The sequence below is a fragment of the Amycolatopsis acidicola genome (genome assembly GCF_007713735.2).
GTDB classification, from domain to species: domain Bacteria; phylum Actinomycetota; class Actinomycetes; order Mycobacteriales; family Pseudonocardiaceae; genus Amycolatopsis_E; species Amycolatopsis_E acidicola.
Window position 1 is genome coordinate 201,377 of sequence record NZ_VMNW02000002.1, and the last position, 13,982, is coordinate 215,358.

Genomic DNA, 13,982 nt, shown 5'->3' on the forward strand with positions numbered 1-13,982 from the left:
ACACGTCCTCAGCCGAGGTCCGCGCTCATGCGCTCGCCGGTGGTTTGGCTGTCCGGACGGGTTTTCAGCAGGAGACCGGCGACCAGCGCCACGGCCGAGGCGCCGCACATGTACAACGCGATGCTGACCCAGCTCCCGGTGGCCCGCAGCAGCAGGCTCGAAATCGTCGGAGCCAGAGACGCGCCCAGCAGATTGCCGAGCGTGAGGCCGAGTGCCATCGCGCTGAAGCGAACCTTCGGGGCGAACGCCATGGCGAAGAAGGCCGGGAAGGCTGCGAGGTTCGCGGTGTCGCACAGGAAGAACAAAACGAAACCCAGCACCATCAACGGGTAGCTCCGCGTACCGAGCAGCGGGAACCAGGCGAAGGGCACGACCGCGAAACCGAACGCGGACACCACGAACAGCCGTTTACGGCCGATCTTGTCCGCCAGCACGCCGAACGATGGGATGCAGACGATCATCATGACGGTCCCCACGAGCACCAGTGACAGCATCGTGCCGCTCGGCAGGCCGAGCGTCTTCGTGCCGTAGGTCAGCGAGTACACGGTGACGACGTAGAAGCTGACGCTCGAGGCGAGAAGTCCCAGCATGACAAGGATGATCCGCACCCACTCACCGCGGATGGCGGCCACCACGGGGTATTTCGGCGGCTTCCCGGCCCGACGGGCCTGGGCGAAATCGGCGCTTTCCTCCAGCCTGCGCCGGATCCACAGGCCGACGACGATCAGCACCCCGCTGAACAGGAAGGGAATCCGCCAGCCCCAGCTCATCAGCTGCGCGTGCGGCAGCCGCGTGACCAGCAGCATCACGAGGTTCGCCAGCAGCAGCCCCCAGCCGGAACCCGACTGCACGAGTGCCCCGAAGAACCCGCGTCGTTCGCCGCGGGCGCTCTCGATACCCATCAGCAACCCGCCCGACTGCTCCCCGCCCAGCGCGAAACCCTGCAGCAGCCGGCAGATCACCAGCAGCACCGGCGCGAGCACCCCGATCGACCGGTACGTCGGCAGCAGGCCGATGGCCGTCGTGCCGATCCCCATGACCAGCAACGTGGCGACCAGGGTGGCCTTCCGGCCGGCGCGGTCGCCCAGGTGCCCGAAGAACAGGCCGCCGACGGGGCGCATCACGAACGCGATCCCGAAGGTGGACAACGAAAGCAGCGTGCCGACGAAGGAGCTGACATCGGGGAAGAACAGGTCCTTGAAGATCAGCGACGCCGCGGCGCCGTAGACGGAGAAGTCGTAGTACTCGACCGCAGTGCCGAGCAGGCTCGCGACCGATGCCCTGGTGGCTCGCCGCGTAGCGCCCGTCGCCGCTCTCGTTGCCGGCGAAGTGGTGCTCTCCGGGGCTTCCGGGTCCAGCGTCATCGGCCACTCCTGCCTCTCCGCGGTGAAAGTACTCGTATCATGCGCATTGAATCCCCGGAGGGCAAGACCTTCCCCACTTCCCGGCCGCCCTGTCCTGGCCACCCGACACGCCGAACGGCGCAATCCGTGCGAAAAATACGACGGTCTCAGGAGAAGTCGGTACCGTGACCGCATGACGGAGTCAGCTGCCCGCCAGAACAGTCACCTCTCCGCGGCGGACCAGCCCCGACAGCGCCGGACGTCGAAGATCTCCGAGTCGCTGGTGCGGGACATCGTCGGCGACATCGTGGCCCGCGACCTGCGGCCGGGCGCGATGCTGCCGTCCGAACTGGAGATGGTCGAGCGTTTCGGCGTCGGCCGCGCCTCGGTCCGCGAGGCGCTGCGCATCCTCGAGGTGCAGGGCCTGGTCATCATCAAACCGGGGCGCGGAGGGGGGCCCATGGTGGCCGCGACCGGCCCCCACGACTTCGCGCGTTACGCGTCCCTGCACTTCCAGGCCGCGCGCGCCACTTTCCGCGAGCTCGTGGAGGCCCGGCTGGCCCTGGAGCCGATGATGGCGGGCCTCGCCGCCGCGCGCCGCGACCCCGGCACCGTCGAGGCGCTCGAAAAGGCCGTCGGCCTGACCAAGGACGCCGTGGTCAGCGAGAACAGCGACGACTACATCCACGGCGCGACCTCGTTCCACGACGTCGTGTCCGGGGTCTCCGGCAACCGGGTCCTCGACCTGGTCGGCAAGTCCCTGAAGATCATCTACGCGGACCGGGTCGTGCGGTACGTGTACCCGCCTTCGCACCGGCACATGGTGGCCGACAGCCACCAGGAGATCGCGGAGGCGATCATCAAGGGCCGCGCCAGGATCGCCGAGGAACTGATGCGTGAGCACATGATCGACTACACCGCCCAGCTGGAGGAACGGTTCCCTGAGCTGTTCGACGAGGTCGTCGACTGGCGCTGAGCACCACTCGCCCGTTGCCCTCACCCCACAAGACATACTAATGTTTCGCATGGTTTAGCCCGATGCGGAGCAGGAGGGTGTTGTCATGGGCAAGTTCGACGGGAAGGTCGCCTTCGTCACCGGGGGCGCGCGGGGCCAGGGCCGCTCCCACGCGGTGAACCTCGCCCGCGAGGGCGCGGACGTCGTGGTGCTCGACCTCTGCCGGCAGATCGATTCGGTGCAGTACCCGATGTCCTCACGGGCCGATCTCCAGGGAACCGTTGCGCTCGTGGAAAAAGAAGGACGGCGCGCGCTGGCGGTCGAGGCGGACGTACGGGACCACGCGGCCGTCGAGGACGCGGTCCGGCGTGGGATCGCCGAGTTCGGCCACCTCGATCTCGTCGTGGCGAACGCGGGCATCATGCCCACCACCGGGCCGGGGTCCCTGGAGATCCAGGCCTGGGCCGACACCCTCGACGTCATGCTGACCGGCGTCTTCTACACCGTGCGGGAGACGACACGCGCCATGCTCGACGCCGGAACCGGCGGCGCGGTCGTCATCACCGGGTCCACGTCCTCGTTCCGCGGCGTGGCCTACGACGTCGACCTGCTCAATCCGGGCCAGATCGGGTACGGCGCGGCCAAGCACGGGGTGATCGCGATCATGAAGAACTTCGCCCGCGCGCTGGGCCAGTACGGCGTGCGGGTCAACCTGGTCGCCCCGGCCGGGGTGCGCACGCCGATGGTCGTCAACGACGCCTTTTCAAGCCTCCGGAGCGCCTCCCCACCCGGCTGGATGGCGAACGCGATGAACGTGGACCTCGCCGAGCCCCAGGACATCTCCGACGCCGTGCTGTGGCTCCTGTCGGAGGAATCGCGCTATGTCACCGGAACGGCGGTGCCGGTCGACGCGGGCCAGCTCCTCTGCTGAACGACGGGAGCCCCGGGCGGGACGTCTTCCCGGCCGGGGCTCCCGTCGTTCAGCCGGCCGGCCACTGCACGTGCTGGACTTCGAGAAACTCACGCACGCCCCATTCGCCGTACTCGCGGCCGAACCCGCTGGCCTTGAAACCGCCGAACGGGGCGTCCGGGCGGAACGCACCGCCGCCGTTCACCGCCACAGTCCCGGCGCGCAGCCGGGCGGCGAGAGCGACGCCGTCTTCCTTGTCGCGGCAGTAAACGTGGGCGGACAGGCCGAATGCGGTGCCGTTGGCCAGGCGCACGGCGTCGTCGATTCCGTTGTAGGGCAGCACAACTCCGACCGGTCCGAAGATCTCGTCCTGGGCGATCCGAGCCTCCGGAGCAACGCCACCGACCAAGGCCGGGCGGACGAACCAGCCGGTGTCCCGGCCGGGATCGGGCCCCTCGGCCACGAGTGTCGCGCCGCCGGCGACAGCGGCCTCGACCGTCGCACGGACCCCGTCGCGGTGTTCGCGACTGATCATCGGGCCCACTATCGTCTCGGGGTCCCAGGGGTCGCCGGTGCGGATCCTGGCCAACGCCACGCGGCTGAGTTCGGCGAACTCGTCGTAGTAGTCGCGCGGCACCAGGATCCTGGCCGGGGCCGCACAGCCCTGACCGCCGTTGCGCAGATAGCGGGCGTGGATCTCGTAGGCGGCTTCCGTGGCGTCGAAGCCCGGCATCACCAGCGAGGGCGACTTGCCGCCCAGCTCGAGCGACAGCCCCGTCAGCCGCGGGACCGCCTGCGCCATGATCCGCCGTCCAACGCCCAGTGAGCCGGTGAACGCGACCTTGTCCACCCCGGGATGGGTGCCGAGCCGCTCGCCGGCCTCGTGGCCGCCGACGACGATGTTGACCACGCCGTCGGGCAGGCCCGCCTCGGCCGCGGCCCGTGCCACGATCAGGGAGGTCAGGGGCGCCTTCGGACTCGGGAGCACAACGGTGGTACAGCCCGCCGCGAGTGCGGCTCCCATCGCGCGCGCGAGGATCAGCAGCGGGATGTTGTAGGCCGTGATCACCGCGGCGACGCCCATCGGGCGATGCGCGACGATGCTGCGGCTCGGCACCGGCGCGCCGTCGGCACCGAGGTCCACTGTCCTGTCCTGGGCGGCCAGATCCGCGTACGTGCGCAAGACTCGCAGCGCCACGTCGGTGTGCAAAGTGGTGGCCAGTGACACCGGGCTGCCGACCTCACAGACGACACCCGCGGCGAGGGTGTCGTGCAGGCTCTCGATCCGGTCGGCGAAGGCGTGCAGCAGTTTTCCCCGCCGCGCACCGGAAAGGCCGGACCAGCGGCCGTCGTCGAAGGCACGGCGGGCGGCCGCGACGGCACCGTCCACTTGCGACACCGACGCGGTGGGTAGCGCGCAGAGCGTCTCTTCCGTGGCCGGGCCGACCACGTCGAGCGCGGCGCCCGCCCCCGTGATCTCCTCGCCGTCGATCGTGAACGAAGTGCACCACGGCGGGGCCGCACGCCGGTCGAGGTAGTCGGTCATCGCTGGTAGAACGCCCTCCACGTGTCGAGCTTCTCAGGTATGTCGGCGTCGGCCGGCGCTACGCCCGGCCAGCGGCGGCGTGGCGTGGCGTGATCGAGGTCCAGCAGGTCCCGAAGTGGCGCGCCGTAAAGGAAATCGCAGGTTCGCTCGGCCACCCGCCAGCGCCCGTCTTCGACCCGGTAGGTGTCGCGGTAGCGGTGGGCGGACACGAACAGCCCGCCCTCGAGCATCAGCTCCGAATGGGCGAGCACGACCCCGCGCGCGGTTTCTCCGGCGAGGTCGTCGAGTACCAGCCGGTGCGGTACGTGGTAGCTCGGGCCGTAGTGCCGGAACCGTTCCGTGTAGTACTCGACCAGCGCGGGGCGCCCCTCGACGCGGCCGCCGACGGACACGAACGCGCCGTCGGTGGTGAAGCATTCCGCGAGCGCGCCGAGATCACGATCGTCACAGGCCATCGCGTACCGGGTGATCAGCTCATCGAGCTCGGTCCGTGCCTCGATGCGCCGCAGCCGGGCGGGAATGTCGTCGTTCATGCCCCTCCTCAGGTTCCGGCGGTCCGGCCGCCGTCGATCATGAAGTCCGCCCCGTTGACGAAGCCCGCGTCCGGCGAGAGCAGGAAGCAACAGCAGCCCGCGACTTCTCCGGGCGTGCCGAGGCGGGGCAGGTAGTTGAGCGCGATGTGCTCCGCCCGTGTCGTCCCGCCTGCCGCTTCGCTGCCACGCAGCATGGGCGAGTCGATGGTTCCCGGCGAGATCGAGTTCGCGCGGATTCCCTGAGGGCCGTAGTCGATCGCGATGCTGCGCGTGAGTCCGAGCAGTCCCGTCTTCGCCGTCGTGTACGCGACGCAGTTCGGTCGCGCGCGGGTTCCGGCCAGTGAAGCGAAATTGACGATCGCGCCGCCGCCGCGGGCGATCATCGCGGGGATCACCGCTCTCGCCCAGATCCGGGGTGCGGTGAGGTTGATCGCGAGCAGCTCGTCCCAGTCGGTGTCGGACGCGGTGACGACGTCGCCGAGGCGGAACACGCCGGCCACGTTGACGAGCCCGGTGACGCCAGCGGCGGCGGCCACCGCGCGTTCCGCGCAGTCCGGGTCGGCGACCGAGCCGACGACGGACTCACCGCCGAGTTCCGCTGCCAGTCCGGTCACCGCCGGGTCCAGGTCCACGAGCACGACCGCGGCGCCTTCGGCCACGGCCCGCCGCGCCGTGGCCTCCCCCATGCCGCGCGCGGCGCCGGTGATGATCACCGACTGTCCTTCCAGCAGAGCCATCAATTCCCCTTCGAACGTGGGTTCACTGCTTCGCCGTTTCCCCGCCGTCGATGACGTACACCGCGCCGGACACGAACTTCGCCTTCGCCGAGGCGAGGTAGCAGACCAGCGGGGCGAACTCGCCGGGGTCGGCCATCCGGCGGGCCGGGATCTTCCGCACCCGTTTGGCGAGCACCTCGGGGTTGCCGGTGACGTAGGCCTGGGCCTCGGTCGCGAACGCGCCGGGCGCGATGGCGTTCACCTGGATATCGTGGCGCGCCCATTCCGCGGCGAGCGCCTTGGTGAGCTGGATCGCCGCGCCTTTGGACGCCGAGTAGGCGGCCAGCGTGGCCTTGCCGAGAATGCCGGACGTCGACACGACGTTGATGATCCGGCCACCGGTGCCCGATTCCACGAAAACCCGTGCCGCCGCCTGGGAAAGAACGGCGACGGCGGCGACGTTGACCTCCATCACCTCGTCGAAGACCCCCATGTCCATCTCCAGGAAGTTCGCGGCGGGCGCGATCCCGGCGTTGTTGACCACGATGTCGAGGCGGCCCAGCTTCCCGGCGGCGAGCTCCGCCAGCGCGGACACTTGCGCGCGGTCGCGCATGTCGCAGACGTGCGGGTGGATCTTGCCGGGGAACCGTTCGCCGGCCAGCTCGCGGAGGCTCTCCTCGGTACGGGCGACCGCGAGGACGTCGGCGCCCTCCTCGGCCAGCGCGCGGGCGGCCGCGCGGCCGAGTCCCTTGCTGGCGCCGGTGACGATCACCCCGCGGCCGTTGAGGTCCAGGTCCATTGTGGTCACTCCTGTCCGGTCGGGTCGCGCGGGACCCAGTTCGGGCTGCGGCCTTCGAGGAACGCCGCGGCCCCTTCCTTGATGTCCTCGCCGAGATGGAACGGCATGACCAGGAACTGCGCCGCGTCGATCGCCTGGTCCGCGGGCAGGTCGGCGAGCAGGCCGAAGGCGCGCCTGCCGAGCTTGGCGGCCGCGGGACTCACCTGGTCGAACTTGCGCGCGAACTCCCTGGCCCCATCGGCCAGCTCGTCCGCGGTTCCATAGAGCCGGTTGACGAACCCCAGCCGGTGGGCTTCCCCGGCACCCATCGGGTCGCCGGTGAACATCATCTCCATCAGGCGCTTGCGCGGCAGCGCGCGGCACAAGTGCGCGACGATGATCATCGGGAAGATGCCGACCTTGATCTCGGGCATGGCGAACCGCGCGTCGCGCACCGCCAGCAACACGTCACACATCCCCGCGAGCCCCATCCCGCCGGCGTAGGCGGGTCCGTTCACCGCGGCGATGACCGGCTTTTCGGCGCGCAGCACCAGCCGGTGCAGCTCGACGATAGGCCCGGGCCAGTCGAACGCGGCGGCCGTGCCCATTTCCGAAAACCGGCCCATCTGCGCCAGGTCCCCGCCCGCGCAGAAAGCCTTGCCCTCCCCCGTAACGCACACCGACCGGACGCGCGGGTCGGCGAAGTGCGCGCGGAACGCTTCGGTGACGGCCTCGGCCGTGGCGCGGTCCAGCGGATTGCGCCGCTCGGGCTGGTTCAGCCTGATCCAGCCGAGGCTGCCTTCCCGGGTGACTTCGACCGCGCCGCTCACACTCGCTCCAGGATCGTCGCGTTCGCCATCCCGCCGCCTTCGCACATCACCTGGAGTCCGTAGCGGGCCCCGGTCCGGTGCAGGTGGTGGACCAAGGTCGTGGCGAGCCGGGCTCCCGTCGCGCCCAGGGGATGCCCCAGGGAGATCGCCCCGCCGAGTACGTTCGTCCGGTCGGCACCGACGCCGGTCTCGTGCTGCCACGCGAGGACCACGGACGCGAACGCCTCGTTCACCTCGAAGAAGTCGATGTCCCCGGCGCTCAGACCCGCCTTGGCCAGCACCCTTGCGGTCGCCGGGATCGGGCCGGTGAGCATCATGACCGGGTCCGAGCCGACGACGGTCTGCGCGACGACGCGGGCCAGCGGGGTGAGCCCGTGGCGTTCGACCGCGGTCTCCGAAGCCAGCAGAAGTACCGCGGCACCATCGGAAATCTGCGACGCGACGGCCGCGGTGAGGGTGCCTCCTTCGGCCAGCGGCTTCAGCGCGGCCATCTTCTCGGCGGTGGTATCCGCACGCGGGCCCTCGTCGCGAGCCAGCCCGTACACGGGCGCGATCTCAGCGTCGAACAGTCCGCCGTCCCGCGCCGCGAGGGCGCGGGCGTGGCTGGCGAGCGCGAACTCCTCCATCCGCTCGCGGCTGACCGACCAGTGGTCGGCGATCAGCTGGGCACCGCGGAACTGGCTGATTTCCTCGTCGCCGTAACGCTTCCGCCACAGCTCGCCGTCACGCGGGAGCCCCATTCCGTGCTCGGCGCCGACGAACGCCGCCGAGGCGATCGGGATCCGCGACATCACCTCGACCCCGCCGGCGACGACAAGGTCCTGGTCGCCGGACGCGATCGCCTGCACGCCGAAGTTCAGCGCCTGCTGGGACGAACCGCATTGGCGGTCGATCGTCGTGCCCGGCACGGACTCCGGGAGTCCCGCGGAGAGAGCGACGATCCGCGCGAGGTTGGTCGACTGGGCGCCGAGCTGCGTCACGCAGCCGAGGATCACGTCGTCGACCTCCGCGGCGGCGTCGCCCGCCGCCCCCGTCCGTTCAAGCAGTTCCGCGACGACGGCGCCACCGAGATCCGCAGGGTGCACCCCGGCGAGCACTCCCCGGCGGCGGCCGATGGCGGATCGCACCGCTCCGGCCACGTATACCGGTCTGGCCAGCATCTGATTTCCTCCTACTTCCCCGTCCAGACCGGGGCACGCTTCTCGGTAAAGGCCAGGGCGCCTTCGGCCGCGTCCGCCGACGAGCGCACCGGCTCGGCCAGCACGCGCTGCCGGCCGAATGCCTCGTCCCGCGGCCAGCCCGGCCCGTCCTGGATGATCTTCTTGGTCGCCGTGACGGCGAGGGGGCCGCACGCACCGACCTCGCGTGCCAGTTCGAGTGCGGCCGGCAACGCTTCGCCGGGTGGAGTCAGCCGGTTGACCAGCCCCTGCCGTCCGGCATCGGCGGCGGCCAGCCGGTTGCCGGTGAGCGCGAGTTCCATCGCCAGGTGGTACGGCATTCGCCCGGGCAGGCGGAGCAGACCACCGCCCGCCGCGACGAGGCCGCGCCGGACTTCGGGCAGCGCGAAGAACGCCGTCTCCGCGGCGACGACCAGATCGCAGGCCAGCACCAGTTCGAACCCGCCCGCCACGGCGGCCCCTTCGACGGCCGCGATCACCGGTTTCGCGGGTGGCTGCTCGACGAGCCCGGCGAACCCGCGGACCGTCGACGGGCGTTCCCCGCGCAGGAACGCCTTCAAGTCCATGCCCGCGCAGAAGGCCGGGCCGTTCGCGGCGAGGATCGCGACCCGTAGTACGGGGTCGGCGTCGAACTCCGTGACGGCCTCGTCGATCGCGGTGGCGGTGGCCAGGTCGATGGCGTTGCGTTCCGCCGGCCGGTTCAGGGTGAGGATCCGGACGGGTCCTTCGTCGGCGACGAGCAGGGGCACGTCGCTCTTCGTCCGGCCGGTCATCGCGGGGGCATCCGGATCGCGCCGTCGAGCCGGATGGTTTCGCCGTTGAGCATCGGATTCTCCACGATCTGTGCCGCGAGCAAACCGAATTCGCCCGGCCTGCCCAGCCGGCTCGGATGCGGGACGGCCTTGCCGAGGCTGTCGCGGACGTCGTCGGACAGACGTGCGAGCAGGGGTGTATCGAAGGTGCCCGGGGCGATGGTGCAGACCCGGATCAGCTTGCCCGCCAGGTCGCGCGCGGCCACGAGTGTCATGCCGACGATGCCCGCTTTCGAGGAGGCGTAAGGAATCTGCCCGATCTGGCCCTCGAACGCGGCCACCGACGCGGTCAGTACGCAGACTCCGCGTTCGCCGTCGACGGGCTCGGTGGCGGCCATCGAGGCGGCCGCCAGCCGCAGGACGTTGAAGCTGCCGATCAGATTGAGCCGGACGATGGCCTCGTACGCCTCGAGCGACCCGGGCTGCCCGTTTTTGTCGACGACGCGAACGGGCCCACCGCGCCCGGCGCAGTGGACGAGGACGCGCAGCGGCGCGTCGCGCCCTGCCTCCTGGACGGCCGCTTGGGTCTGTTCGGGGTCAGTGACGTCCGCGGCGACGAAGCGGGCGCCGAGGTCCGCGGCGGCCTTCTCCCCCGCCGAGGTCGGCAGATCCAGGATGGTTACCCGGGCCCCCTTTCCGGCCAGCCGCCGGGCGGTGGCCTGCCCGAGCCCGGACGCTCCCCCGGTGACCAGGGCGGACTGTCCTGCGATGTCCATGTGTCAGAGCCTTTCGATCACGGTCGCGTTGGCCATGCCGCCCGCCTCGCACATCGTCTGGAGCCCGTAGCGGCCCCCGGTGCGTTCGAGGTGGTGCAGCAGCGTGGCGAACAGCCGGGTGCCGGACGCGCCGAGCGGATGCCCGAGCGCGATCGCCCCGCCTGCCGGGTTGAGCCGTTCCTCGCCGATCCGGTACTCGGCCTGCCAGGCCAGCGGCACGGATGCGAAGGCCTCGTTGACTTCCACGGCGTCGAGGCCGTCGATCGCGAGACCGGCGCGTTCGAGGACCATCCGGGTGGCCGGGATCGGCGCGGTGAGCATGGCGACCGGGTCGTCGCCCACCACCGACATCGCGACGACCCGCGCCCGCGGCCGAAGTCCCAGCGCGGTGGCCCGCTGTTCGCTCATCACCAGCACGGCACTTGCTCCGTCGGTGATCTGCGACGAATTCCCGGCCGTCACCGACCAGTCGATCCCGGGGAACCGTTCGGCCGCCGCGTCGTCGGCGAAGGCCAAACGGAGGGCTGCGAGTGTGCCGGCGGTGGTGCCCCGGCGGATCGTCTCGTCCGCGAAGATCGGCTCCGGACGGCCGGGCACGCGAATCGGCACGATCTCCGCGTCGAAGCCGCCGGAGTCGGCGACCGCGGCGGCCCGCGCGTGCGAACGAGCGGAGTATTCGTCCATCTCCTCACGGCCGATCTTCCACCGTGCCGCAACGAGTTCGGCAGCGACGCCCTGCGAGACCAGGCCCGGAGCGTAGCGCTCGGTCACCGAAGGGCCGTAGACGTCCGCGCCCATGCGGGCGGAGCCCATCGGGACCCGGCTCATCGACTCGACGCCGCCCGCGACGACCACGTCGTGTACCCCGGCCAGGACGGACTGGGCGGCGAAATGCAGTGCCTGCTGCGAGGACCCGCACCGCCGGTCGATCGTCGTCGCGGGCACGTGCTCGGGATAGCCCGCCGCGAGCCACGCGTGCCGTCCCGGCGTCGCCGCCTGTTCCCCGCCTTGGCTGACGCAGCCGACGATCACGTCTTCGACGAGGCCCGGGTCGATTCCGGTGCGGCCGATGAGCCCGGTCAATGTCTGGGCCAGCAACTCCACGGGATGCAGGCCCGACAGCGCGCCGCCCGGTTTTCCTTTGCCCATGGGCGATCGGACGGCGCCGACGATCACCGCCGTGCTCACGAGCTCTCCTTCGTCACGATCAGCGCGTCCACGGCGACCACGCCCAAACCCTCGGGGCGGACCAGCAGTGGGTTGAGGTCCAGCTCGGCGATCCGGTCCGCGTGATCGGCGCCAAGGTGGGAGAGCGCGACGATCGCTTCGACGAGGGCGTCGACATCGGCGGGCGGAGCGCCGCGGAATCCCCGCAGCAACGCGTTTCCCCGGATCTCGCCGACCATTTCGCGTGCCTCACCCGCGGTGACCGGTGCCGGCTTGAGCACCGAGTCGGCCAGCAGCTCCGCGGTGATGCCACCGGTGCCCAGCAACACGAAGGGCCCGAACTGCGGATCGGCGACGAGCCCGGCGATGATCTCGACTCCGTCCACGATCTGGTGCTGCACCAGCAATCCGTCGGCCGGATCGCCGCCGAGGTGGCGACGGGCGGCGGCCAGGATCTCGTTGCCCGCACGGCGCACTTCGCCGGCGCCGGTCAAGCCGAGGCGCACGCCACCGGCCTCGGTCTTGTGCGCGATGCGGCGGCTGACCACCTTCACCGCGACCGGGTAGCCGATGCGTTCGGCCGCGGCGACGGCCGACTCCACATCGGGCACCGTTTCCGCCGCGGGGCCGCGCAGGCCGTACTCCGCGAGCAAGGTCCGCGCCGCGTCTTCGTCCACCGTGCCGGAGCCCACTGGGAGAACTCCGCGCGGCCCGGCCGACGCGACGGCGCGGCCCGCCCGCGCCCGCAAAGCGGCTCCGTGCCGGACAAGCGCGCCGTAGGCGGTGAGTAGTTCGGACAACGAGGTGAAGGCCGGGACTCCCGCGCCGGCGTAGGTCGCGGTCTCATCCTCGTTGAACTGACCGTCCATCGCGTACACGACCAACGGGGTCGCTCCCTCCGCGCGCGCCGCGACCAACGCTCGTGCCGCGTGACGCCCGGCGTCGCCGGTCAGTTCCTTGCGGGCGTAGATCACCAGGCCGATTCCGGGATCGGCGTCGTAGGCGCGGTACACCCCGGCCGCGAGGTCGTGCCGGACGGCGACTTCGCCGGTCAGGTCGCACGGGTTCAGCGGCGACCCGAACGGCAGCAGCTCGGCCAGCCGCTCCTGGGCCGGCTCCCCGAGCACCGGGACCCTGATGCCGAATTCCGGGGCACGGTCGGCGATCGCACCCGCCTGACCACCCGACACCGACATCACCCCCAGCCCGGCGGAGTCCGGCACGCCGACACCCAGGTGCAGTTTCACGACCGCGACGATCTCGGACAGCTCGCCGACCCGGATCACGCCGAGCGAACGGAAAAGCGCGTCGTAGATCCGGTCCGGGCCCGCGAGCGCGCCGGTGTGCGCGGCGGCCCGCGCGGCCGCCTGTTCGGTGCGGCCGACCTTGATCAGGACGATCGGCTTGCCCAGCCGCGCCGCCAGTTCCGCCACCGCCACGAAGTCCCGCGGGCGCCGGATCGCCTCGACGAACGACACGACCACGCCGACTTCGGGGTCCTGCACCGCGACCGACAGGTAGTCCGCCAGCCCGAGGTCGATCTCGTTTCCCGCGCTGGCGTAGAGCCGGCAGCCGATACCCTCCGCGTCCAGCCGCACCAGGAGCGAGGCCGCGGTCGCGCCGCTCTGGGTCACCACCGCGACCCGCCCCGGGCGCACCCCCTGTCCGAACAGCGGCTGGATCGACGCGAGCGCGCCGAGCGCCAGGTTCGCGACACCGTCGGTGTTCGGCCCGACGATCCGCATCCCGGTTTCGCGGGCGGCCGCCAGCAGCTCGCGTTCGGCCGCCCGTCCTTCCTCGCCCAGCTCACCGAAACCCTGTGAGGGCAACACAACCGTACGAACACCGGCGGCCGCGCACTCCTTCACCGCGACGACCGTGTCGGCGGCGGCGAGGGGCACGACGGCCAGATCCACGGGACCGTCGACCTCGGAGATCGACGGTACGCACGGCACGTCCCCGATCCGGTCGCGGCGCGGGTTCACGGCGTGGACCGGGCCGCGGAAACCGTAGCGGCGCAACAGCTCCAGCGGCCACCAGCTCAGCGCGCCGGGCCTGCTGCTCGCCCCGACGACCGCGACGGAGCGGGGTGACCACAGACGGCGGACATCCTCCTCGGCGCCGGTGACCCGGATGAGCTCCGTCATGCCGGCACTCCCGCGGGGCCGGTGGGATAGCGCCGCACGCCATGCTCGTCCGGGAGATCCATCCGCAACAGCCAGGCGTACATGGTCTTGCCCAGGTGGTCCGAGCGCAGTGACTGGGTGCCGCCGCCGTCGAGGGCGCGGGTCAGCACGAAGTTCAGCGCGAGGATGCCCGGTAGCTCATAGCGGGAGACAGTGCCGTGCACCAGGTTCCCGAAATGCGCCGCCACCGCTTCCTCGGTCAGTTCACGGCGCAGCAGCGCGTAACCCTCGGCGTCGTAGGCGACGATCCCGACGTTGCAGGTGTCGCCCTTGTCGCCGGAGCGGCCGTGCGCGATGTCCGCCACCCGCATC

The 13,982-nt window shown here is 71.0% G+C and carries 14 protein-coding genes; 2 read left to right on the top strand and 12 right to left on the bottom strand.

What is annotated here, in order from left to right; translation table 11 throughout:
- Nucleotides 1-8: 8 nt before the first annotated feature.
- Nucleotides 9-1,364, bottom strand: a complete 1,356-nt coding sequence (locus tag FPZ12_RS02565) for an MFS transporter (protein ID WP_166462538.1) — start codon at nucleotides 1,362-1,364, stop codon at nucleotides 9-11.
- 172 nt (nucleotides 1,365-1,536) lie between these two features.
- Here FPZ12_RS02565 and FPZ12_RS02570 point away from each other — a divergent pair, with 172 nt between their 5' ends.
- Nucleotides 1,537-2,319, top strand: coding sequence for a FadR/GntR family transcriptional regulator (locus FPZ12_RS02570; RefSeq protein WP_144745844.1), 783 nt, complete (start codon nucleotides 1,537-1,539; stop codon nucleotides 2,317-2,319).
- An 85-nt stretch (nucleotides 2,320-2,404) separates the two neighbouring features.
- Nucleotides 2,405-3,229: a mycofactocin-coupled SDR family oxidoreductase gene (locus FPZ12_RS02575; protein WP_144745842.1), complete on the top strand. Its 825-nt coding sequence runs from the start codon at nucleotides 2,405-2,407 to the stop codon at nucleotides 3,227-3,229.
- Between the two features lie 49 nt (nucleotides 3,230-3,278).
- Here the strand turns inward: FPZ12_RS02575 and FPZ12_RS02580 are convergent, their stop codons facing one another.
- Genes FPZ12_RS02580 through FPZ12_RS02630 form a run of 11 tightly spaced genes read right to left on the bottom strand, consistent with a single transcriptional unit; the run spans nucleotide 3,279 to nucleotide 13,981 of the window.
- Nucleotides 3,279-4,754 (bottom strand): aldehyde dehydrogenase family protein, encoded by a 1,476-nt coding sequence (locus tag FPZ12_RS02580; protein ID WP_144745840.1) that lies wholly within the window; start codon nucleotides 4,752-4,754, stop codon nucleotides 3,279-3,281.
- On the bottom strand, nucleotides 4,751-5,287 hold the full coding sequence (locus FPZ12_RS02585) for a nuclear transport factor 2 family protein (RefSeq protein WP_144745838.1): 537 nt from the start codon (nucleotides 5,285-5,287) through the stop codon (nucleotides 4,751-4,753). The genes FPZ12_RS02580 and FPZ12_RS02585 overlap by 4 nt, the downstream gene beginning before the upstream one ends.
- An 8-nt stretch (nucleotides 5,288-5,295) precedes the next feature.
- A complete protein-coding gene (locus FPZ12_RS02590; protein WP_144745837.1) occupies nucleotides 5,296-6,024 on the bottom strand; it encodes an SDR family NAD(P)-dependent oxidoreductase in 729 nt (242 codons plus the stop codon).
- A 22-nt stretch (nucleotides 6,025-6,046) separates the two neighbouring features.
- Nucleotides 6,047-6,802, bottom strand: coding sequence for an SDR family NAD(P)-dependent oxidoreductase (locus FPZ12_RS02595; protein ID WP_144745835.1), 756 nt, complete (start codon nucleotides 6,800-6,802; stop codon nucleotides 6,047-6,049).
- 5 nt (nucleotides 6,803-6,807) lie between these two features.
- Nucleotides 6,808-7,611: an enoyl-CoA hydratase/isomerase family protein gene (locus FPZ12_RS02600; protein ID WP_166462539.1), complete on the bottom strand. Its 804-nt coding sequence runs from the start codon at nucleotides 7,609-7,611 to the stop codon at nucleotides 6,808-6,810.
- Nucleotides 7,608-8,771: an acetyl-CoA C-acyltransferase gene (locus FPZ12_RS02605; RefSeq protein WP_144745832.1), complete on the bottom strand. Its 1,164-nt coding sequence runs from the start codon at nucleotides 8,769-8,771 to the stop codon at nucleotides 7,608-7,610. Before FPZ12_RS02605 ends, FPZ12_RS02600 begins: the two co-directional genes overlap by 4 nt.
- A gap of 11 nt (nucleotides 8,772-8,782) precedes the next feature.
- Nucleotides 8,783-9,562, bottom strand: a complete 780-nt coding sequence (locus tag FPZ12_RS02610) for a crotonase/enoyl-CoA hydratase family protein (protein WP_144745830.1) — start codon at nucleotides 9,560-9,562, stop codon at nucleotides 8,783-8,785.
- Nucleotides 9,559-10,317, bottom strand: a complete 759-nt coding sequence (locus FPZ12_RS02615) for an SDR family NAD(P)-dependent oxidoreductase (RefSeq protein ID WP_144745828.1) — start codon at nucleotides 10,315-10,317, stop codon at nucleotides 9,559-9,561. The genes FPZ12_RS02610 and FPZ12_RS02615 overlap by 4 nt, the downstream gene beginning before the upstream one ends.
- A 3-nt stretch (nucleotides 10,318-10,320) precedes the next feature.
- Entirely contained in the window at nucleotides 10,321-11,505 is a 1,185-nt protein-coding gene (locus FPZ12_RS02620; RefSeq protein WP_144745826.1) for a thiolase family protein, read from the bottom strand.
- Complete coding sequence (locus FPZ12_RS02625; RefSeq protein ID WP_144745824.1) at nucleotides 11,502-13,631, bottom strand: acetate--CoA ligase family protein; 2,130 nt, start codon at nucleotides 13,629-13,631, stop codon at nucleotides 11,502-11,504. The genes FPZ12_RS02620 and FPZ12_RS02625 overlap by 4 nt, the downstream gene beginning before the upstream one ends.
- Nucleotides 13,628-13,981, bottom strand: coding sequence for an AtuA-related protein (locus tag FPZ12_RS02630; protein WP_144745823.1), 354 nt, complete (start codon nucleotides 13,979-13,981; stop codon nucleotides 13,628-13,630). Before FPZ12_RS02630 ends, FPZ12_RS02625 begins: the two co-directional genes overlap by 4 nt.
- Between the last annotated feature and the right edge of the window lies 1 nt (nucleotide 13,982).

Excerpts from the sequence above, each read along its gene's own strand:
- FPZ12_RS02570 (WP_144745844.1), top strand. The coding sequence starts at position 1,537 with ATGACGGAGTCAGCTGCCCGCCAGAACAGTCACCTCTCCGCGGCGGAC.
- FPZ12_RS02595 (WP_144745835.1), bottom strand. The coding sequence starts at position 6,802 with ATGGACCTGGACCTCAACGGCCGCGGGGTGATCGTCACCGGCGCCAGC.
- FPZ12_RS02625 (WP_144745824.1), bottom strand. The coding sequence starts at position 13,631 with ATGACGGAGCTCATCCGGGTCACCGGCGCCGAGGAGGATGTCCGCCGT.
- FPZ12_RS02605 (WP_144745832.1), bottom strand. The coding sequence starts at position 8,771 with ATGCTGGCCAGACCGGTATACGTGGCCGGAGCGGTGCGATCCGCCATC.
- FPZ12_RS02610 (WP_144745830.1), bottom strand. The coding sequence starts at position 9,562 with ATGACCGGCCGGACGAAGAGCGACGTGCCCCTGCTCGTCGCCGACGAA.
- FPZ12_RS02585 (WP_144745838.1), bottom strand. The coding sequence starts at position 5,287 with ATGAACGACGACATTCCCGCCCGGCTGCGGCGCATCGAGGCACGGACC.
- FPZ12_RS02590 (WP_144745837.1), bottom strand. The coding sequence starts at position 6,024 with ATGGCTCTGCTGGAAGGACAGTCGGTGATCATCACCGGCGCCGCGCGC.
- FPZ12_RS02615 (WP_144745828.1), bottom strand. The coding sequence starts at position 10,317 with ATGGACATCGCAGGACAGTCCGCCCTGGTCACCGGGGGAGCGTCCGGG.
- FPZ12_RS02580 (WP_144745840.1), bottom strand. The coding sequence starts at position 4,754 with ATGACCGACTACCTCGACCGGCGTGCGGCCCCGCCGTGGTGCACTTCG.
- FPZ12_RS02565 (WP_166462538.1), bottom strand. The coding sequence starts at position 1,364 with ATGACGCTGGACCCGGAAGCCCCGGAGAGCACCACTTCGCCGGCAACG.
- FPZ12_RS02630 (WP_144745823.1), bottom strand. The coding sequence starts at position 13,981 with ATGCGGGTGGCGGACATCGCGCACGGCCGCTCCGGCGACAAGGGCGAC.
- FPZ12_RS02575 (WP_144745842.1), top strand. The coding sequence starts at position 2,405 with ATGGGCAAGTTCGACGGGAAGGTCGCCTTCGTCACCGGGGGCGCGCGG.